9 protein-coding genes and 1 tRNA gene are annotated in these 21,875 nt (G+C 70.4%); 5 read left to right on the top strand and 5 right to left on the bottom strand.

All coding sequences use genetic code 11. From position 1 onward, the window contains the following. Nucleotides 1-129 precede the first annotated feature (129 nt). Complete coding sequence (gene murJ / locus ACWCYY_RS14695; protein WP_449796216.1) at nucleotides 130-2,517, top strand: murein biosynthesis integral membrane protein MurJ; 2,388 nt, start codon at nucleotides 130-132, stop codon at nucleotides 2,515-2,517. 24 nt (nucleotides 2,518-2,541) lie between these two features. Here the strand turns inward: murJ and ACWCYY_RS14690 are convergent, their stop codons facing one another. The 4 genes from ACWCYY_RS14690 to ACWCYY_RS14675 all read right to left on the bottom strand — a co-directional run bounded on the left by ACWCYY_RS14690 (nucleotide 2,542) and on the right by ACWCYY_RS14675 (nucleotide 12,601). Continuing rightward, nucleotides 2,542-3,210 (bottom strand): hypothetical protein, encoded by a 669-nt coding sequence (locus ACWCYY_RS14690; protein WP_345282532.1) that lies wholly within the window; start codon nucleotides 3,208-3,210, stop codon nucleotides 2,542-2,544. A gap of 142 nt (nucleotides 3,211-3,352) precedes the next feature. After that, on the bottom strand, nucleotides 3,353-4,606 hold the full coding sequence (locus ACWCYY_RS14685) for an MFS transporter (protein WP_449796215.1): 1,254 nt from the start codon (nucleotides 4,604-4,606) through the stop codon (nucleotides 3,353-3,355). 727 nt (nucleotides 4,607-5,333) lie between these two features. Then, nucleotides 5,334-5,810 (bottom strand): hypothetical protein, encoded by a 477-nt coding sequence (locus ACWCYY_RS14680; protein ID WP_449796214.1) that lies wholly within the window; start codon nucleotides 5,808-5,810, stop codon nucleotides 5,334-5,336. A gap of 8 nt (nucleotides 5,811-5,818) precedes the next feature. Continuing rightward, complete coding sequence (locus tag ACWCYY_RS14675; protein WP_449796213.1) at nucleotides 5,819-12,601, bottom strand: RHS repeat domain-containing protein; 6,783 nt, start codon at nucleotides 12,599-12,601, stop codon at nucleotides 5,819-5,821. 373 nt (nucleotides 12,602-12,974) lie between these two features. Here ACWCYY_RS14675 and ACWCYY_RS14670 point away from each other — a divergent pair, with 373 nt between their 5' ends. Then, nucleotides 12,975-17,426, top strand: coding sequence for a LamG-like jellyroll fold domain-containing protein (locus ACWCYY_RS14670; RefSeq protein WP_449796212.1), 4,452 nt, complete (start codon nucleotides 12,975-12,977; stop codon nucleotides 17,424-17,426). 312 nt (nucleotides 17,427-17,738) lie between these two features. On the opposite strand, the gene ACWCYY_RS14665 is transcribed toward ACWCYY_RS14670, so the two are convergent. Further along, nucleotides 17,739-17,811, bottom strand: a tRNA-Arg gene (locus ACWCYY_RS14665). A gap of 204 nt (nucleotides 17,812-18,015) precedes the next feature. On the opposite strand from ACWCYY_RS14665, the gene ACWCYY_RS14660 reads away from it, so the two are divergent. The 3 genes from ACWCYY_RS14660 to ACWCYY_RS14650 all read left to right on the top strand — a co-directional run bounded on the left by ACWCYY_RS14660 (nucleotide 18,016) and on the right by ACWCYY_RS14650 (nucleotide 21,859). Further along, entirely contained in the window at nucleotides 18,016-19,332 is a 1,317-nt protein-coding gene (locus tag ACWCYY_RS14660) for a diacylglycerol/lipid kinase family protein (protein WP_449796211.1), read from the top strand. Nucleotides 19,333-19,470: 138 nt separating this feature from the next. After that, nucleotides 19,471-20,070: a phosphatase PAP2 family protein gene (locus tag ACWCYY_RS14655; RefSeq protein WP_345281931.1), complete on the top strand. Its 600-nt coding sequence runs from the start codon at nucleotides 19,471-19,473 to the stop codon at nucleotides 20,068-20,070. A 304-nt stretch (nucleotides 20,071-20,374) separates the two neighbouring features. After that, on the top strand, nucleotides 20,375-21,859 hold the full coding sequence (locus tag ACWCYY_RS14650; RefSeq protein ID WP_449796210.1) for a carboxyl transferase domain-containing protein: 1,485 nt from the start codon (nucleotides 20,375-20,377) through the stop codon (nucleotides 21,857-21,859). Nucleotides 21,860-21,875: the final 16 nt, after the last annotated feature.

The raw sequence follows: 21,875 nt of genomic DNA, 5'->3' as shown, positions 1-21,875 counted from the left end.
GCACACGGCACGGGGCTCCCCAGCGGGTGCCGCAGTGCGGCAGACTTCTCCGGCCGGGTGTGCCTACCCCCGGCCGGGCCGGGCAGTCGCCGCACTTCCGCTGCCCAGGCACCGAGTGACGGGGGTCGGATGACCATGCACAGGACGGACGAACCGGCCAACCCGTACGGAGAACCGCCCGCGACACCGTTCCACCACGTCCCGGACGCCCCGGCCGCCGCCGCTCCCGCTCCTGTGCCCGACAGCCGCTTCCCCGAGGGCTTCTTCCGCGACGAGCCCGCCGCCGCACCGGCTCCTGCCGCGCCCCCGGCCGCACCCGCCGCGCCGCACCAGGCACCCGACGCCTACGGTGCCCCCGGCCGGCCTGCCGGCCACCCGACCATGCAGCTCGGCCAGCCCGCGCCGAGCCACCCGACCATGCAGCTGAGCCAGCCGGCCCCCAGCCAGCCGACCATGCAGCTCGGCCCGCAGGTGCCCTCGCCGCGGCCACCGCACCCGGGCCGACAGGCAGCTCCCCCGATGCCGCCCGTCCCGCCCGTGCCGCCGACCGTCCCCGTGGCTCCGCTCGCCGGGGGCGGCCTGCCCGACGCCACCATGCAGCTCACCGTCGTCCCGGCCACCGAGCCCGCCGTCGCGCCGCCCGCGCCGCAGCAGCACCCGGCGACCACCGGGCCCAGGTCGGAGCCCGAGGTCGAGTCCGAGTCCGCCAAGGCCGGCCGGACCGCCCGCAACGGCATGATCATGGCGCTCGGCTCGCTCAGCTCCCGCGCGCTCGGCTTCGTCCGCGCGGCCGTGATCGCTGCGGCGATCGGCGTGGCCGGCGTCGGTGACGGCTACGCGGTGGCCACCATGCTGCCGAACACCATCTTCATCATGCTGATCGGCGGCGTGCTCAACTCGGTCTTCGTGCCCGAGCTCGTCCGGGCCGCCCAGCAGCACGCCGACCGCGGCGTGGCGTACACCAACCGGCTGCTGACGGTCTGTGGGGTGGTGCTGATCGGCATCACCGCCGTGGCCTTCTTCTGCTCCCCGATGATCGTGGACGCCTACACCAACTACGGTCCGAACGACACCGCCCAGCGCGAGCTCACCCTGGCCCTGGCCCGGTACTGCCTCCCGGCGGTGCTGTTCTACGGCCTGTTCGGCCTGCTCGGGCAGGTGCTCAACTCCCGTGACCGGTTCGGCGCGATGATGTGGGCCCCGGTGCTCAACAACGTCGTCGTGATCGCCGTCTTCAGCCTCTACATGGTGCTGTTCGACTTCGCCAAGACCGCCGACGACGTCTCCAGCGGGGCGGCCATGCTGCTCGGCCTGGGCAGCGCCTTCGGCATCCTGGTCCAGGCGCTGGCCCTGCTGCCCTCGCTCCGGGCCTCCGGCTTCCGCTACCGCCCGCGCTTCGACTGGCGCGGCTCCGGGCTCACCACTCCGCTCCGGGCGGCCGGTTGGGCCCTGATGCTGGTCGTGGTCACCCAGCTCTGCTTCCTGGGCATCACCAACCTGGCCACCGGCGCCCTCGCCAAGGCCGCCGACGACGGCCTCACCGACATCGGCCTCGGCTACACCGCCTACAACAACGCCTACCTGCTCTTCATCGTCCCGCAGGGCATCATCACGGTCTCCCTGGTCACCGCGATCCTGCCGGGCATGTCCCGCTCGGTGACGGCGGGCCGCTTCACCGAGGTCGGCCGCGAGCTGGCCCAGACGCTGCGCAGCTCGGCCGGGATGATCGTGCCCGCCTCGGCGGTCTTCCTCGCCCTGGCCACCCCGATCGCCCGCCTCGCCTACGGCCACGGCAACGTGGCGGCCGCCGACGTCGAGGTGATCGCCCAGGTCCTGATGGCCTTCGCGATCGGCCTCCCGGCCTTCTGCGCGCAGTACGCGCTGGCCCGCGGCTTCTACGCGATGAGCGACGCCCGCACCCCGTTCTGGCTCACCACGGTGATCTCCGGCAGCAACGTCGCCCTCTCCTACGTCGCCTTCCTGGTGCTGCCCAGCCGCTGGATCATCGTCGGCATGGCCGGCGCCCACACCCTGGCCGTCCTGCTCGGCGTGGCCCTCACCGGCCGCGCGCTCGGCCGCCGCCTCCGCCGCGAGGGCACCACCGCCGCGTCCCCGGCTCCGGCCCACCCGGCCGACCTCCCGCCGGACGCCACCCTGGTGCTCAACACCGGCCTCAACACCGGCGCCGCCGCCGGCCGCCGCGCCCCGGTCCGCAGCGGCCTCGACGGCGCCCGGGTGGTCGTCCTCCACCTCGCCCTGGCCCTCGCCTGCGCCCCCGGAGCCCTCGCCGCCCACTGGCTGACCGGCCTGGTCTCCGACCTGGTCCCCAACGAGGTCATCGCCGCCCTGCTCTCCCTCGGCACCGGCTCCCTCCTCATCCTCGCCTCCGTCCTCCTCCTCGCCCGCCCCCTCGGCGCCGGCCAGGCGGTCGGCCCGCTGGCCCGCAAGCTCCGCATCCCCTACCCCACCCCGGCCCAGGCCGCCGCCACCCCGGGCAACGGCAAGCACCGCCGCTGAGGCCGGCAGCCGGCGACCGCCGGCTCAGGAGAGCTCGGGGTCGATGTGGGCCGGGGTGCGGTCGGCGGACTTGAGGCAGGCGATGACGCGTTCGTGGGTGTCACCGACCCGGTCGACCACCTGGACCCGGATGTAGACCTCCTCGACCACCTGCATGGCCCGTTCGGTGAACCAACCGAGGAAGCACACCCCCTGGGCGGGGAGCGGGATGCCCGCGGTGACGACCGTGATCATGAAGTCCTGGCGCAGCCGCAGCCCCGCGCCGGCGATCCGTTCGATCGCCTGCAGGGCGGTGCCCCAGCCGCCCGGTTCCCGGGGCGGCTCGTCGGGCGGCGGCGGCAGGAAGGTGACCAGGTAGGAGATCTCGGTGACGACCGCGACGTCCTGGGCGGCATTGGTCAGGACGCAGGCCCAGGCCCGCTGGCCGTGCGGGGCCACCCCGTCGACCGCCCGGCCCGAGTGCCCCAGGGCCGGACGGACCGTCCGCGCGTACTGGGCCCGGGCCAGCGAGGCGCCGACGGCGGCGAGCGCCGCGGCGGTGGCGCTCTGGATGTCCAGGAGCCTCAACCGCCAGGGCCAGCTGCCCTGCAGCTCGGCCGACAGGTTGTCCCGGAGCACGCTGTAGGCCAGCAGGGCCAGGGCCACGGCCGTCGCCGCGTTCAGCAGCCTGGACAGCAGCGCGTTCCGGCGCACGACTCTCTGCTTGCTCTCCAACCGGCCCCCCTGGTCGCGGCCGACGCCCCGAGTCCAGGGCGATCGGACCGTCGATTCTAGACGCCTGCCGGCAGCACGGACAGGGCGCCAACTGGGGTTCCGTTCAGCGCACTTGAAGCACTCAGCTGCCGGGCACTCGGCGCAGCTCGCGGATCGGACGGGTCGTCAGCAGCGCTCCGGCCACCATCAGCCCGGCCGTCCCGACCGCGGCCAGCACCGCCCCCGGCCCGAACGCGGCCGCCGCCGGCCCGGCCAGCGCGCTGCCGACCGGGAGCATGCAGACCGAGCCCGCGACGTCGTACGCGTGGACGCGGTTCAGCACCTCGCCGGGCACCTGGGTCTGCACGCTGGTCGCCCACATGACGCCCCAGAAGGTGACGCCCGTACCGACCAGCACCTGGGCGACGACGAGCGCGGGCACGCCCCAGCCGAGGACGATCCCGAACGGGTAGAGCGGGTAGACCAGCAGTGCCAGCGCCCCGGCCGCGAGCGGCCGCACCGGCTTCAGCCGCACCGCCAGCAGGCCGCCGCACACCGTCCCGAGCGCGAGCGCGCAGGTGATCAGCCCGAACGAGGCCGAGCCGTACGCGGGCACCAGCACCCCGGCGGCGACCGGCAGCAGCGGCCCGGTCGCGAACAGGGTGTAGAACATCCAGACCACGATGGTGCCCCAGAGCCAGCTGCGGGAGCGGAACTCGTGCCAGCCCGCGACCAGGTTCCCCCAGAGGCTGTCGCCCGCCGGCGTGGCGGGGGCCGGCCCGAGCCGCAGCGCGAACAGCCCGCAGGCGCTGATGCCGTACGTGGCGGCGGCGATCACCATCACCCAGCCGGTCGCGGCGGCACCGACCAGCAGACCGGCCAGCGCCGGGCCGAGCAGCGCGGTGACCGCCTCGGCGGCCCGCAGCACGCCGTTGGCACCCTGCACGTCCCGGGCCACCAGCGGGACGGTGGAGGCGGCGCCGGGCTGGAACATCGCCGCAGCGGCCCCGGCCACCGCCATCAGGGCGCACAACTGCCAGAGCCGGTCGACCCCTTGGAAGAACAGGACGGCCATCAGGACCCGGGTCACCAGATTGGCGAGGTCGGCGCCGATCATCATCCGGCGCGCGGTGAACCGGTCGGAGAGGACGCCCCCGAAGAGCACCAGTCCGGCGAACGGCGCGGTCATCGACCCGAGCGCGAGACCGACGCTGCCGAGCCCGTGCCCCGAGCCGATCAGCCCCGCGGAGACCGCGACCGGCAGCATGGTGTGGCCGAGCAGTCCGGCACTGCGCGCGCCGAAGTACAGCCGGAAGTTGCGGGACCAGATCGCCGGTCCGAAGGGCACGTCGGCCGGACCGAAGAGCGGGGGCTGCTGCAGCCCGGATTGCGTCACGGGAAGCAGTCTTGGCCCCGCCCGCCCGGAATGCCAGTAGCGACCGGCCCCGAGCCGCAGGTCGACGGAAACCGACCGGAGCCGACCGAAGCCGACCGACCGTTGGGCGGATCGACGGAGCCGTCGGCCGATCGCCCGGTCGCCCGCGCCTGCTGACCGCTCCCACCCCGCCGACACGACACGACGAAGGCCGACCCCGGAGGGGTCGGCCTTCGTCGTTCTGTTCGCTGTGCCCCATGCAGGATTCGAACCTGCGACACCGGCTTTAGGAGAGCTTTCCAGGCAAGCGCCTGACCTGCACAGATACACCTGACGGGCCGTCTGACCTGCGAACATCACTCTTCGTAGCTCTCGCTACTAGTCGCATTTTCTCGCCCTCATATGTACTGCATCTGTACTGGGCCTCACCTAGACATCCCAGGAGAGACAGGTTGCGGCATCCGCCGCCGCAACCCGCCTCCCGACTAACGCTTCACGTGCGAATGAGGTCCCCTACGGACGCCAGACGCTCGTCGAGCGGACTGCGGGCCTGGCCCACCGCTGCAGCCGACAGGCCGAACAGATGCGGTCGATGCTGGCCGAGATCGGCCTCGCCCTGAATGGCCGCACCGGCGCCTCCTCGCACTGACCGGGCATACAGCACCCGACATAGGCCGCGAAGTGATCATGGGGATCAACGATGAATGAACAGGGCGCCTATTAAGCCGGGCAACAGGCGCCCTGATTACTAGTTCACTCTCCCACCAAGGGCCGACTTGAAGTACTCAAACCTTTCCCTATCGAGATCCACCTCGCTCAAGATCTCAAGCGCCGTTTCAGTATCGCCAGAAACTGCCTCTCGATATAGCTGCCACAACCCACTTCTCGCCACTAGCACGCACTTCGCGATAATGTCGCCCGTCTCCGTTGCTGGCTCCCCGAGAACGATTCTCCAGAGCGTCACCATGAAGTACCCTCGAGTAAATTGAGAAATATTATCACTCAGACTCGCCATAATTACTGAGATGGCAGGCAGTGCCACATCAAAGACCATCGCCTGGTCCTCAATGTGGCCATCCAATGTAATGTTCAAGACGTCGTCCGCCGACTGGGCAAGCAGGAGTTTGGCGAAGTCATCCGAAAGATGCTCGGCAGTCTCTCCGCAGCCGCAAAGATAGGATGACCATTGAATCCTTTTGGATTCAGCGAGGGCCAGGCTCTTCATTATTAATATCATCTACCTTCTTCAAAGAGGACGCCAGAAATGAAATGCCCCTCGGTGAAAATCGATTGACACGTGAGGCAGATTGGCTTTTCCTGCCACACCTTACCGAGGCCGTTTTTGATGTTCTCAAGGCGCATAGCACGGATAAATATCACATCATTCAGGGGCCACCCAGTCCCTTCCAGGATGTTAACCTCAGCGCAACTCCCGTACCCCGAGCATGATACGGCAATCTCTCCAGTGCTCTTTCGGATGGCTGCCGTCCAGGTTGCAGCCCGTGCCGCGCCCGTACTCGTACCGTGCAATTTATTTCGAAGGAGGGACGCGTCGCCAACTCTTTCCTCGAGACTTCGAGACCCTCCTGATGATTCGACGTAAACTGGCCTTGGGCTTCCCGTACGCGCACCCTTCAGGCCATTTTTGGCGGTCCCCCAGCGAAATGAAGTGCCAATATGCTTCGCGGCGGCATTGGGCGTTATTGGCGCCTCTGGGCTTGCGGGATTTGTCTTCGGCGTGGCACCTTCGGCTTCCCGTGCAGCATTCTCTATAGAAGCCTTGGCGGCCTGGGATTCGGCAAGATCGCGAGCTGCGCTTGCAGCGGCAGCCTCGTCGGCGATTTCTCCACCCCTGCCCGCGAGTACTTTGGCCTCACTGGCAGCGGCTCGCGCCTCGGCCGCAGCTGCAGCCCCTCCGGCAGCCCCTTCCGCCCTGCCAATTGGGCCAAGGAATAGGGGGGCAGATTCATGTCCAGACTCAAGGCCATATTTGAATCTGGAAGATTCAGTGTCGATCCCATTATTTCTGAAGGTACTTGTGAGAAATTCTGTCTCGCCACCACACGAGGAATCCGAGAACCAGCACACTGGCATAATCCAGGGCTCAACGGACTCGAAGGCGCCAACAACACCAACGGCCCATCCGGCGCCCAGGTCTGCGACACTGCCTGGTTTCATGGGCCCTGAGCCACCCGAGCTGTCGGGAGTCTCCGTCTTCAGGCCCGTGGCGTCGCTGCTGGTGGTGGGGTTGTTACTGGCATAGGCGTAGCCGCCCATTTGGTTGGGGTCGCCGGGTTGGAAGAGGGGGTCGGCGGTGAGGAAGCGGCCGATGGTGGGGTCGTAGTTGCGGGCTCCGAGGAGGTTGAGGCCGGTGGTGGTGTCGGTGGGTTGGCCGAGGTAGCCGCGGTTGTTGGCCCAAGTGGATGGGGTGGTGCCGCGGGGGTTGCCGTAGGGGTCGAAAGCGCGGCGGGTGATGGTGAGGTTGGTGGCGTCGATCTGGAGCTGTGCGGTGTTCTGGGGGTTGGCGGGTTGGTAGGTGAGGGTGCCGTTGCTGGAGCGGACGATAGTGGTGCCGTCGGGGTTGGCGTAGTGGCGGATGCCGCTGACGGTGTCGGTGTTCTTGTCGAGGGTGAGTTGCTCGGCTCCGCCGAAGAGGTAGAGGACGTTGGCGGTGGGTCCGCGTTGGACGAGGAGGCCGCCGTCGGCGTCGTAGAGGTAGCTGGTGGGTTGGTCGGGGCCGGTGCCGTTCTTGGTGGTGACGGTCTCGGTGCGGCCTTCGGCGTTGTAGGTGAAGGCCTGGTTGGTGACGGTCGCCCCGGTGGTGGCGCGGCTCTTGGTATTGCCGGCCGTGTCGTACTGGGGGGTGAGGGTGGTGGTGCCGGTTGGGCCGGTGGTGGTGATGGTGGTGGCGGTGTTGGGCTGGTTGGCCTTGGTGGTTCCACCGCCGGGGTAGGTGAGGGTCTGGGTGATGTCCTTGGCGGTGTTGCCGGTGAGGTCGCGCTTGACGTGCTGGGTGCGGTCGCCGAGGAGGTTGTACTGCCAGGTCTGCCAGTAGGAGGCGGGGCCGCCGATGGTGGCGGGTGCCGGGGTGGTGCTGGTGCAGGTGGCGAGCTGGCCGGCAGTGGGACTGGTGATGCCCTGGGCGTCGGTCCAGGCGGTGGTCAGGCGGTCCAGGCCGTCGTAGCCAAAGCACTGGGTGTCGGTGGCCAGGTCAGCTGCGCCGGAGGACTGGCGTTCGCTGACGGTGGTGATATTGCCGGACGGGTCGTAGCCGTAGGTGGTGTCGGATACTGGGTTGGCACCGCTCTGGAGGCTGACGCGGTTGGTGGCCAGGCGGCCGGTGGCGTCGTCGTAGGTCTGCGCGGTGCGAACCTGGACGCCGGCGTTGCCGTAGGTGGACTGGAGGATCTGTCCGAGCGGGCTGTAGTTGGCGAGGTCCAGGTAGTGGGTGAAGCGGCCCGAGCCAGAACCAACCAGGCCGCCCTGGAGGTTGTAGCCGTAGCCGACCGTCTCGGCCGGCAGGTTCCCGTCGGCACCGTAGATGCTCTGGGCGAGGAGTCCGACGTTGGGGGTGTAGGTGGCCCCGAGGTTGTAGGTGCCGGCGAGCTTGCCTTCGGTCGCGGGGATGGTGATCTTGGTGCCGGTGGGCTGGTAGGCGGTGTTGTAGCCGGTGACCTCCTGGACGTAGGCACTGCCGCTGAGGCCGGAGCCGCCGACGTAGCGGGTGGTCGAGGTGGGGTAGCCCTTCTGCAGGGTGTCGTAGCTGTAGCTCGTCAGCTGCTTCGCGGCATCGGCTGTGTTGGTGCCGTCGAAGGTGCCGGTGAGGCGGCTGAGGGTGTCGTAGGTCCGCGAGATTGACCGGGACCGGGCGTCCGTGGTGGCTGCGACCCGTCCGAGGTTGTCGTAGGTGATGGAGGACGATCCGGTATCGGGGTCGTTCTGGGAGGTCTTGCGGCCCAGGAGGTCGTAGGCGAAGGTCCAGGTGTTGCCGACCGTGTCGGCGGTCGTGGCCAGTTGGCCTGCTGGGTTGTACGTGTAGGTGGTGGTGACGTCGCCGGTGCCAACGCCGCCGTGGGCGATGCTGGACGTGGTCCGGCCACGGGCGTCACGGAGCAAGGTCGAGGCGGTTCCACCGGGCGGTGGTGTGCTGTCCGTACGCTCCACGCCTGGGTATGTGGTTGTGGACGCCCAGAGCCTGCTGGCCTTGCTGTAGAGCGTGCTCGCGGTGGAGCGGCCGAGCCCGTCGTAGGTGGTGACCGTTTGCGAGGGCAGGGAGTTCTCAAACTCGACGAACAGAGTGCTGCCCGGAGCGGTGCTGGGGTCCGCGTACGGTGCGGTGGATGACACCGCCCAGCCGTGGGAGTCGTAGCGGGTGGAGGCAATCAGGCGTCCGGCCGAGTTGTCGGCCGTGGTGGTCTGGGTCTGACGTGCGTTCAGGAAGCCGTCGTAGATGCTGACGGAGGTGCTGTAGGTCTGGTTTTCCCGCAGGGTCTGGCTGGTGACCGAGGACGGGTCCGGGTTATTGCCCGCGCCGTTGACCGCGTAGCTGAACTTGCGGTCCGGGCCTTGAGGGTAGGCACTCTTGTCTCGGCCGGGGAGCCAGATCTGGGTGCGGCGTCCGAGGCTGTCATAGGTGGAGTCGGTGATCTTGCCGTTGGCGTCGACCGCGCGCGTGACCAGGCCACGGGCCGGGGCGATGCTGCTGCTGGCACTCCATCCCAGCGGGTTGGTGGTGCTCACCTGGGTGGGGAGCGAAGCCGTGGCCGGTGTGTAGGTAGTGGTGGTAAGGGATCCGGCGGCGTCGCGTGACTTCGTGACGCGTCCGTAGGTGTCGTAGGTGATGGCACCGGTGGTCTGGAAGACAGGGTTTCCCGAGCTGTCGTACGAGGTGAGAGCTTGGGTGGCGGTCGGGGCGCCGTAGCCGGTGCCGTTGGAGCCGATGCTTCCGAGGGTGCCCGGGTTGGTGACCGTGCCGTCGCCGTCGTAGAAGAACCGCTTGCCGGAGATCGTGGTGTTCGGCCCCGGCGCGGTGCTGCAGGGCCCGGCGACCGTGACGGTCTCCTTGGGCAGGACCAGGATCATTGGATTGGACGCGGGGGCGTTGGCGTAGGAGAGGGTCGTGCAGTTCTCCTGTGCCGGGACACTGAGGTCGCCCTTGTCGTCGATCTGATAGGGCCGGCCGAGGCTGTCGTACGAAGTGTCGGTGCGGGTAGTGCGCCACGTGCCGTTGGACAGCAGCCCGAGGGAGCGCTGCGAGGCGGCGGTGACGCGGCGGGATGTGAGCGGCGGTAGCGTCGACAGCGGCGGGGCATTGGGGTCGGTCGCCGAGGTCCAGGCCGTGCGAGCCTGAGTGGCGGTGTCGGTCATCGTCGGCGCGGTGGCCAGGGCCTTGCCGGTAATGGTGCCGCCGGCCTGGGTGTAAGAGGCGACTTCCTGCGCCGTCCCGGCGAGCCAGTTGCTGTCGGTGGTGTTCTCGCCCAGGGAGTTGGTGAGACTGACGGTGCGTCGGGTGCCGTTGGCCTTGTAGTCACCGTCCATCCCTTGCAAGTAGGACGTGGTGCTCTGAGTGATCGGGTCCGGGGCCGCGCCGGTGGTGGTGGTGATGGTGCGGTAACCGCGGAAGTCGTTCCAGGTGCGGTACTTGTCGTCGGTCAGGTCGGAGTCGTCGCGGTGCCAAGCTGCGCCGCCGGTGTACTCGTACCGGGTGATCCTGGCGGGGGAGGCGGCCTTCGTCTGATCGTTGTCGCTGATCTGCTCGACGAGGGTCTTGTGGAACCAGTCAGAGATCGGGTCCTTGGCGCCGGGGGTGGTCCAGTAGACGGGGTAGCAGGCCTTGGTGTTGGTGTCAGCCGTGGCGGGCATGACGCCGCGGGTGCGGGAGCACTCGGGGTCGCGGTACTTGACCACGATGGACTCGCCGGTCTCGGTCTGGATGCTGGAGATCCGGGGCCGGTAGAGCGGGGGCGCGTCCGGGCCGCCGTCGACGCGGTTGTTCACCTCGATGCCCGTGAACGTCACCGGGGCCAACGGCGGGGCCTGCCCGCCGGCACCGGCACTGGTGTCCAGGCCGGTGCGCTGGATCTGGGACAGCCACATGACGGACTGGAGCTTGCCGGCGTTGGTCGGGTCGACGGTCTTGCCGGTGACCGGGTCCATCGTGCCGCCGGCGTCGGAGAACAGATGGGTGAGGTCGTAGCGGTCGACGTCCTGCCAGCCGGTGGCGGTCTTGACCTTGGTGGTGATCGACTTCAGCCGGTAGGTGGACCAGAAGGTCGGCGCGCCGATCTTGCACACGTTGCTGCCGGTGCCGGAAGTGGCCATGCCCGCATTGCAGTTGAGGTCGTACGGGGTGTCCGGCCAGCTGGCCCCGGAGCCGGTGGCCAGGTTCTGGTACTGGCAGACGGTGTCCGAGACGACGCACCGCTGGGCGGTGGTGAACACGACTCGGGCCGCCGGGTCACGGCCGGCTGCGGCGTCGGCGAGCTTGTAGCCGTAGGAGATCTGGGTGAGGTAGCCGCCACGGGTGTAGGCGGTCAGGGTGCCGCCGTCGCCCAAGGCCGCGACCTGTCCATAGCCGCGGTTGTAGTAGTTGGTCTCGTTCGCCCAGTCGTAGCGCTGCACGTTGCCGTTGGCGTCCACGACGAAGTCGAGGTTGAACCGGTACCCCGGCTGCGCGGCACACAGGGAGTTCTTGCCGGACGCCGAGGTGTAGCACGGGTCGCCCGGGTTGGGGTGGTAGACCGGTGCGGCCCAAGCACTGTTGGTGGCGGCGTCCACAGTGGTGCCGGGGGTGTGGTTGAGACCGAAATAGTAGGCGGTGCCGTCGGTCGCGGAGACCTTGAAGTACTCGCCCTCCCACATGCCGTTCGACGCACCCGTCAGGCGCTCGACCTTCAGACCGGTGTCGTTCTGCAGGTGGTAGACACCGTTGCCGTCGCGGACGAGTTGGCCGGAGTTCGCCCCCAGCGACAGCGTGGCGTTCCACCCCGCCCAGCACTGGTCACCAGAGTCCGGGATCCCGCTCTTGCCACAGGGCTTGTAGGAGCGCTCGATGAAGCCGGGCGTGTAGTCCCAGCCGTCACCGATCCACGAGGCCTGCGAGTTGAAAGCCGACGTCTTGCCGTCCACCGACTGCGAGTTGTACGACAGCCCCACCGACGGCGCCGAACCACCCAGCGACGGCGGCACGTTGACCGGATAGCCGTAGGTGAACGCACCCTGGCTCGAGCCCCACGACCCCGAAGCGGACAGCGACGTGGCCGTGTACGTGCCCTGCGAGCCACCTGTTCCGGCCACAGCCGCAACCACGGTCCCCGAGCCGGACTGGGCATCGAGGCGCATCGAGGAGGAGCCGGCGGGCGCCTGCTCGGCCGCCGGTACCACGACGGAGGCGGTGAGCTTCTGGGTGACTGGGTCGTTGACCGTCTCCAGCGCGCTCTGCGTGCGGCAGGAGGCGTACTGAGGGGTCGTCAGCGCACAGGCCGGCATCTGTACCAGGTACAGCCGTGACGCCCAGCCTCCGCCGTGAGCATCGGCGAAGGCGCCGTAGTCCACTGACACCGACACGGCGCCGGCATCCGAACTGCCGCGCTGGGACAGGCTGACCAGCAGGCCGTCCACGTTCGCCGCCAGCGCCCGATCACGCGCGGCCAGCTCCACCCGCACCGACGACGAGGCATCCAGCGTACGGGCCCCCGCGGCGCCCTTTGCGCCCGGCTTGGCGGCAGGGACCGCGAGCGTGACAGGTCCCCACGACGTACGGCCGCCGCCAGGGGTCAGGCTGGCAGCCGAGGCGCCCGGCCAACTCGCATGGCCACCGGCGTCATGGGCGCGCAGTTCCCGCGTGCCCGCAGGAACCGGAGTGGCAACCGCCCTGTTGGAGGTGGCAGCGTTGCCACCCTCGACCTTCGGTGGGGCCGGCAGCGGGTCGGCCGTCCACAGTTCGCCTTCGTAACGGTAGGGCCCCACAACGGTCGCGGCACTCGCCACCGGAGCCAGTAGGGATATCGCCGTCACGACCGCCGTGACCAGCGTCCCCCCTCTGTATTTGGCGCGCCTTCGAGCGCCCTTTGTGTCGCTTATGTACAAGTGCACGCTGTTCATTCTCCTGTCGGACGATTTGTGGCCGCATCGAGGCGCGGTCACCCTGCTGGCCAGGGCACACTCCCGGCGGCGGAACGCTATTGCGAGGCCAAGCCGTGCCGCAATAGCCTTCCCCGGCACTACAAGTCCGGCTACCTCAGCTCTTTATGACCAAGTGTCACGGCACAGAGAAGACGTAGTGGATTTCGATGGATAAATCGGACCACCGCCGCGAGCAGATAGTGACCGCACTGGCTGCCCGCACACCGAAGTCCGGTCAATATATTTCTCTCAAGGAAACCTGACGATGCATCAGCAAGTTCCGGCGGCGGACTCGCCCCGGCCGCGCCATCGCGCCATCGCCCTTCTAGTCGCAACAACGATCACCACGGCCGGGCTCGGCGGACAGGCTGTAGCGGAGGAGCGTCCGCCGGTCACCGCCTCGGACAACTCCCCGACCCGCGCGGGCATGGACGCCGCGAGCCAGGCGCCGGCTCCCGACGGGCCGGTACAGCTCGCCAAGGCCAAGGCCAAGGCGTCCGGGAAGCCGGTCGTGGTCGAGGAGTTGACGACCTCGACGAGCCTGACCGTCGCCAATCCCGACGGCACCCTGACCCGCACCGACAACCTCCTGCCCATCCGGGTCAAGCAGAACGGCACCTGGGCGGAGGTCGACGCGACCCTGGCCAAGAACCCGGACGGCAGCTACTCACCGAAGGCCACCCCGTCCCGCGTGACCCTCTCCGGCGGCGGCACGGGGCCATTTGTCACCCTGACCGACCCCAAGGGCCGCAGCCTCTCCCTCACCCTCCCCTTCGCCCTGCCCCAACCGGCCGTGGCCGGCGACGGCGTCGAGTACACCGGTGTGCTGCCCGGAGTGGACCTGCGGGCCAGCGTCACCGACCAAGGCGGCTTCCGTCAGGTCCTGGTGATCCACAACCCCGAGGCGGCTGCGAACCCGGCTCTGAAGAGCCTGCGGATGACCACCTCCACCAGCGGTCTGACCACCACGGCCGCCCCGGACGGGAGCGTCACCGCCAGGGCCGCCGACGGCTCCGCCGTCTTCTCCGCCCCCGCTCCGGTGATGTGGGACTCCAGCACCGCACCGCAGCCGGTCACCGCGCAGTCCGCGCCCGCCCGCAAAGTGGCCGGTGCGCCGGTCGTCGGCGCCCAGGCCGCGTCCGGTTCGACCTCGAGTACCGCCGCAGGGTCGGCGAATGCGGTCACCTCCACGGCCGTGGACCCGGCTGACGTTCCCGTCTCCTCCCATGAGGGGCCCGGTCACAACGCCAAGGTCGCGAAGGTCGCGGTGGCGGCGGACAGCTCGGGTCTGACCCTGGTGCCCGACGCCGCGCAGCTGACCAGTCCGGACACGACGTGGCCGGTCTACATCGACCCGTACGTCAACCCGATCAACGGCTACACCAACCACTACGTCCAGGTCAAAGAGGGCTGCCCGTCCCAGAAGACCTACGACATCCCGCAGGACAACGGCGAGGGGACGGGCTTCCAGCAGTACAGCAGCGACTGCTACGGCCTCTACCGATCCTTCTACGAGTTCAACACCAGCCAGCTCGACAGCCGGATGGTGATCTCGAAGTCGACGCTGAAGTTCACCGCCACCCACGGGGGCGACCGCAACTGCAATGCCTCCTGGCCGATCGCGCTGAAGCACACCGGTGGGATCGACGCGAACACGGTGTGGCCCGGCCCATGGCAGGGCACCACCCTCGGCACCAAGAGCGTCCAGAGCTCCAGTGTGTACGCCGGATGCGGCAATCATCCCCTCGACTTCGAGATCACCGACTTCATCCGGCAGCACGTGGGATACAGCAACCTGACCTTCGGCTTGTTCGCCGACGAGGGCAAGTACGGGACGAACTACGGCTTCACGCGCTTCGCCACCAATCCGTCCATCCAGACTGTTTTTGATGTCGCTCCGAATGCCCCCACCGACATCGGCACCAGCCCCGGGTCCCAGAACCCCGCGAGTGCCGCGTGCGGCGGTGGCGACGTAGGCTGGATCGGCCGCGGCACCGGCTGGGGCGGCTCGCCGGATCTGATGATGAACGCGCGGCTCAGCACGGACATGAGCGGTGTCATCCTCCGGGCCGGCTACCACCTCTGGGACAACATGGCCCAGGGCAACGGCGGCAATCCGTACGACGTGACCTGGAAGTGGAGCCCGACCTGGGTGGCCTCCGGTGGCAGCGTCTCCACCAGCCTGGGCGTGCCGTTGGCGGACGGGCACCAGTACGGCTGGAACGTCTGGGCCAACGACGGCACGCTCGACGGCCCGGCCTCACCCAACTGTCACTTCAACGTCGACCTCACCCCGCCCGACGCGGTGAGCTACACCGAGTCGGCGGAGTTCCCCCCGCTGGGCAGCGGCAAGGTGGCGACCAAGTTCGCCGGTGACCAGGCGTCCATCACGGTCAGCGCCAGGGACCCCAAGCCCACCGGCTGCAACCGCGACGCCTGCATCAACAGCGGCGTGCGCGCCTTCGAGTACTCCTTCGACGCCAACATCCCCGCCGGGGGCGGGACTTCGGTGGCCCCGGCGACCTGGTCGGGCGACACCGCCAGTGCCACCATCCCGATCACCGTCCCGCGCAGCCAGTGGGGCACACACACCCTCTACGTCCGCGCCCTCGACTGGGCCGGCAACAGCCAGCCCACCGTCACCACCTACAGCTTCTACGCCCCCTGGAACCAGAACGCCAAGGTCACCGCAGGCGACCTCACAGGCGACGGCGTGCCCGACCTGCTCGCCAGCACCGCCAACGGCAACCTGAACCTGATCAAGGGCAACACCGACCCCACCGTCACCCCGGTCACCGCCTCCACCGGCAGCACCAGTCCCGAGGGCAACGGCTGGAACGACTACCTCCTCGCCCACCGCAGCGGCGTGACCCAGCAGGGCATCGACGACCTCTTCGCGTACAACAAGCCCACCGGCAAGATGTACCTCTACAAGAACGACGCGACGGCCACACCCCCCGGTACCTCAGGGGCGTTCACCAAGACTCAGAACGTCACCAACCTGGCCCGTCCGGATTGCGTCGCCAACGGTCAACTCACCTGCGCCGACTACCCCTCCGACTGGTCCAAGCTCACCCAGATGACCGCCCCCGGCCCGCTCAGCATGGCCGCCTACAAGGCCGCGCACCCCGCCGAGACGGTCCCGCTGACCCCCGATCTGATCACCGTGGAGAACGGCAGGCTCTGGTACTACGTCTCCGGCGGCAGCAACTCGACCTACTTCTACCGGGTCTACCCCATCGGCACCGGTGACTGGAACGCCGGCAGCCTGGTCGGCGTCGGCAACATCGGCGCCACCGTCACCGGCACCGGAAGCAGTGCCACCACCACCGGCGGCACCCCCACCCTGTGGGTCCGCAACACCGCCACCGGCGCCGTCAACACCATCGCCCTCACCTTCGACAGCGACGGCCTGCCGACCAGCACCACTGCCGCTCCGACGGTGGCCCCACTCGTCTCCGGCGTCATCGGCACCAATGGCAAGAACATGTGCATCGACGTCAACGGCGCCGCGACCACGAACGGCATCCGCGCGCTGATGTGGGACTGCAACGGCACCAAGCCGCAACAGTTCACCTTCGGCTCCGACAACACCGTCCACGCCCTCGGCAGGTGCCTGGACGTCAGCCAGGGCGGCCTCGGCAACGGCTCCGCCATCCAGATGTGGGACTGCAACAACACCGGCGCCCAGCAGTGGATCCCCGGCCCGTTCCCCGGAGCGCTGCTGAACCCGCAGTCCGGCCGCTGCTTGGCCGACCCGGCCGCAAGCAACACCCCCGGCACCCAGCTCATGCTCTGGGACTGCCTCACCAACAACGCCGAGCAGAACTGGGCCGCCACCACCCCGGGCTCAGCCCTGCCCCAGCCCCAGCCCGTCCTGCCACTGGGCATCGACAGCCAGGCCTACCCCGCCCTCGCCACCCCCGGTGACGTCAACGGCGACGGCAACCCCGACCTCTACACCCTCTCCACGGGCGGCCAGATCATCACCAACGCGGGCACCGCCTACACCGCCAACCAGGCCACCGACCGCTGGCGCCTGACCGACACCGTCAACAGCAACAAGCCGGCCAACGTCCTCAACCTCAACGGCGGCGCCGCCATCACCACCAACCCCGCCCGGGGCAAGGTCCTGACCGGCAACGCCACCACCGCCTACGCCAGCAGCACCACCACCAGCGTCGACACCGGCAAGAGCTTCACGGTCTCCGCCTGGGTCAACCTCACCGACCTGACCAAGGGCTCGACGTTCGTCTCCCAGTCCGGCACCGTCTCCAACGGCTTCCAGCTCTACTACTCGAGCTGGGCCAAGGCCTTCGCCTTCGGCCACGTCACGGCGGACGACAGCAACGGCGTCTACAACTCCGCCTACGGACCTGCCACCGGAAGCACCGCCCCACGCACCAACACCTGGTACCACCTCGCCGGCGTCTATGACGCCGTGAGCAAGAAGCTCACCCTCTACATCAACGGCAACCCGGCCGCGACCACCGACTACACCGGCACCACCTGGAACGCCACCGGCACCGTCCAAATCGGCCGCCGCCTCTACCAGGGCGGCTTCGGCGACTACCTCGCCGGCTCCATCAGCGACGTCCAACTCCAACCCACCGCCCTGCCCCACCCCTCCGTCATCGCCACCATGACCGACACCGCCCGCTTCGACGGAGCCACCACCCTCGGCACCCTCCCCACCACCCCCATCCAACTGAGCTGACCCACCAGAGGGAACGGAGCGCCCCCTACCGCTCGAAGGCAGGGGGCGCTCCGCCTATCGACCGCACCCGGCGGTCCTCAAACAAGGCGGAATACACATGAGAACGAGAAACCCTGACAGGCAAAGAGCCCCAACGAGAACACCGCTCCAGAAACTGTCGCCGCCCACCCAGCCGCCAAAGCGGCCCGAAAGATACGCCCACCAGCGGCCACAGACTGGCCGCCCTGCGCTCGCCAGACACTCTCTGACCTGCGGATATGGCACGACGAAGGCCGACCCCTCCGGGGTCGGCCTTCGTCGTTCTGTTCGCTGTGCCCCATGCAGGATTCGAACCTGCGACACCGGCTTTAGGAGAGCCGTGCTCTATCCCCTGAGCTAATGAGGCGGGGGCCGGTCCCGGGGGACGTAGCGTGGTCGGCGGCGGGCCGACCGCTGACAGACTAGCGGATCGTGCCGGTGGGCGGGGCTGGGCGGGGCTGAGGGGGCTGGGCCGTGGGGGGTGCTGCGGCACGGCGGGGTGGGAGCCTGGCGACCGACCGGGCCCGGGTGCGGGAGGATGCGGGGACTGACGGTGCGTGAGGGGGCGGGCGTGGCGGGTGTGGAGGGTGCGGTGCGGGTACAGCGGTTGGCGCAGGTCGCGGTGGGGTGTGCCGGGGCCGCGGCGGTGGTGCTGGTGCTGATGGTGGGCTGGCGCGGGCTGGGGGTGGTGCTGGCCGGGGCGATCGGGCTGGGGGTGGCGGCAGCCGGGGCCTGGTGGGCGGTGGCGCACCGGGGGGCGGCCCGGGTGGCCGGGGCGGTGCTGGCGGTGGCGGCGCCGGTCTGGGTGCTGGGTTTCCTGGTGCAGAGCGGGCTGGGATTGGAGGCGGTGCTGACGGTCTCGCTCTGGGCGGGCGGGATGGCCGCCGCCACCGAGGCGCTGCGGCTGGACAAGCGGGCGCGGCGGGCCGCGCAGGTGCCGTCGGCGCCGCGGGCGCTGAAGCCCGTGTTGATCATGAACCCGAAGTCCGGCGGCGGGAAGGTGGAGAAGTTCGACCTGGTGCGGAGGGCGGAGGCGCTCGGGGCCAGGGTGCTGCTGCTGGACGGACAGGACGTCTCCGCGCTGGCCCGGCGGGCGGTGGCCGAGGGGGCGGACCTGCTCGGGGTCGCGGGCGGGGACGGGACGCAGGCGCTGGTGGCGGAGGTGGCGGCCGAGCACGACCTGCCGTTCCTGGTCATCTCGGCCGGCACCCGCAACCACTTCGCGATGGACCTCGGCCTGGACCGCAACGACCCGTCCACCTGCCTGGACGCGCTGACCGACGGCGTGGAGCTGACGGTCGATCTGGGGACGGTCGCGGACCGCCCGTTCGTGAACACGGTCTCCTTCGGCGCCTACGCCGAGATCGTGCAGAGCCCGGACTACCGCGACAACAAGACGGTGACCGCGCTCGGCGCGCTGCCCGACCTGCTGGCCAACAAGATCGGCGCCCGGCTCACCGCCGAGGCCGACGGCACCCGGCTGACGGACCCCCAGGCCCTGCTGGTCAGCAACAACCCCTACGAGACCGGCGATCTGCTCGGCGCGGGCAGCCGCCCCCGGCTGGACACCGGCCGGCTGGGGGTGCTCTGCCTGAAGGTGGAGGGCGCGGCGCAGGCGGTCGAGCTGGCGCTGCGCGGGGAACAGGCGCAGGGGCTCACGGTGCTGACGTCCCGTGAGGTGACGGTCCGGGCGGAGGCCGGGACGGACACCATCCCGGTGGCGGTGGACGGCGAGGCCCTGACCCTGCCGACGCCGGTGCGCTGCACCGTCCGCGCGGGGGCGCTGCGGGTCCGGGTGCCGCGGGACCGGCCGGGCGCGGAGCCGGTGGCGCCGCTGCGCGACTGGCGGCGGGTCTGGCAGTTGGCCTTGGGCGAGGCGGCGTCCTGATGGCGGGGCGCGGGCACGGGCACGGGCGTGGAGCACGGGCTCCGGGGCGGCCCGGAGACGGGCCCGAACGGGTGCCGGTGCGAGGGCCGGAGCTGATGGTGCGTGAGGATGGCGGGGAGACGAGGGAGGTGACGGTCGATGCGTAGCCCGACGACCGGTAGGTGGTGGCCGCTGTCGCAAGCGGTGGTGCTGGACCTGGCGGCGCTGGACCGCTCGGTGTACGGCGCGGTGGCGGCGACGCCGACGCCCGCGCTGGACGGGGTGATGCGGCGGCTGTCGGCGGCGGCCGACCACTCGAAGCTGTCGTTCGCGGTGGCCGGGCTGCTGGCACTGCGCGGCGGTTCGGCGCGACGGGCGGCGGTGCTCGGGGTGGCGGCGATCGGGCTGGCCTCGGCCACCGCGAACCTGCTGGGCAAGAACCTGGTGCGGCGCGAACGGCCGGACCGGGCAGGGGCGCTGGTGCCCGAGGCCCGGCACGTCCCGATGCCGTCCTCGGCCTCCTTCCCCTCCGGACACTCCGCCTCGGCCTTCGCCTTCGCGGTGGCGGTCGGCGCCGAACTGCCCTCGGCGGCCGTCCCGCTCGCCCTGCTGGCGGCCACCGTCGCGTACTCGCGGGTCCACACCGGGGTCCACTACCCGGGCGACGTGGTGGCCGGCTCCCTGCTGGGCGTCGCCGCGGCCACGACGGTCCGCCTGGCGGGCACGGGCACCTTCGGCCCGTCACCCCGGACCAGCTGACACCCCGTCGACGGCGGAGGCGGACGGCCCTGAGGCACGGCCACAGCGCCGCCGGCAACTCCGGACCACCGGGGTTGCCGGGCCACCGGCGGCCCACAGGCCGAGCGGACCAGGCGGACCAGGCGGACCGAGCAGCCGCACGGGCCGAACCAATCCCTCCGCCCCGCCGGAGGCGAGTGAGCACCACCCCACGGAGACGGCGAGCTCACCCCACGACGGGACGAGGCGGGCATCCCCCAGCGCCCCGCCCACCCCGCCGGAGGCGAGTGAGCACCGCCACAGGCTGACGTCCTGCCGCCCGGGAATGGTGCGGTCAGGACCGGACCGGGAGGACGAGTTGACGGCGGAGCGGATGATCGGGCTGCTGGCGGATGCCGGGAGCTTCGAGTGCTGGGACGAGCCGGTGCGGCCGCCGGAGGCGGATCCGGCGTACCGGGAGGCGCTGGAGCGCGCCCGGGAGCGGACCGGGATGGACGAGGCCGTGACGACCGGCGTGGCACGGGTGGCGGGGCGTCAGGTGGCTCTGGTGGTGTCGGAGTTCGGCTTCCTGGGCGGTTCGATCGGGGTGGCCACCGCCGAGCGGATCACCCGGGCGGTGGAGCGGGCCACGGCCGCGCGGCTGCCGCTGCTGGCGCTGCCGGTCTCGGGCGGGACCAGGATGCAGGAGGGCACCGCCGCGTTCCTCTGCATGGTGCGGATCACCGCCGCCGTCCAGGCCCACCGGGCGGCCGGTCTGCCCTACCTGACGTACCTGCGCAGCCCGACCATGGGCGGGGTGTTCGCCTCCTGGGGCACCCTCGGCCATCTGGTGCTGGCCGAGCCGGGGGCCCGGCTGGGCTTCCTCGGGCCGCGGGTGTACCGGGAGCTGCGCGGGGTGGAGCTCCCGGAGGAGGTGCAGCGGGCCGAGACCCTGGTGGCGCACGGTCTGGTCGACGGCGTCGTCCCGCCGGAGCGGCTGGCGCGGACGGTGGCCCGGGCCCTCGCGGTGCTCGCCGACCCGCCCGGACCGGCCGGGCTGCCCGACCCGGAACGGCCGGCTGAGCCGGTGGACGCCTGGGAGGCCGTGCTCCGCAGCCGCGCCCCGGACCGCCCGGGGACGGAGGCCGTGCTCGCGGCCGCCGACCTCGGCCTGCTGGAGCTGGCCGCGCCGGACTCCGCGCTGGTCCGGGCGCTGGCCCGGTTCGGCGGGCAGCCGGCCGTGGTCGTGGGGCAACGGGCGGGCGCCGAGCGGCCGTTCACCGCCGCCGATCTGCGCAGCGTGCGCCGGACCGCCCGGCTGGCCGAGCAGCTGGGCCTGCCGCTGGTGACGCTGGTGGACACCTCGGGGGCCGAACTCTCCGTGCAGGCCGAGCTGGACGGCCTGGCGCTGGAGATCGCCCGGACCCTGGAGACGCTGGTCGCACTGCGCACACCCGTCCTGGCGGTGCTGCTCGGCCAGGGTTCGGGCGGCGGAGCTCTGGCCCTGCTGCCGGCCGACACCGTGCTGGCGGCGACCAGCGGCTGGCTGGCCCCGCTGCCGCCGGAGGGCGCCTCGGCGATCGTGCACCGGGACGGCGGGCACGCCGCGGAGCTGGCCCGCGCCCAGGGCATCGGAGCGGCCGACCTGGTCGCGGCGGGCCTGGTGGACCGGGTACTGCCGGAGGGCGACGACGAGGGCCCCGGCCCCGGCTTCGCCAACCGGGTCGCCCACGCCATCGGTACGGGCCTCGCCGACCTGACGGCCCGTCCGGACGAGGAGCGGCTGGCGGCCCGCGCCGCCCGCCACCGATGGCTCGGCGGCAGCGCCTGAACCCACCCCCGACCGT

It is taken from the genome of Kitasatospora sp. NPDC001664 (assembly GCF_053596675.1).
The sequence above is the reverse complement of the archived record's forward strand: the minus strand, read 5'-3'. Positions and strand labels throughout refer to the sequence as shown.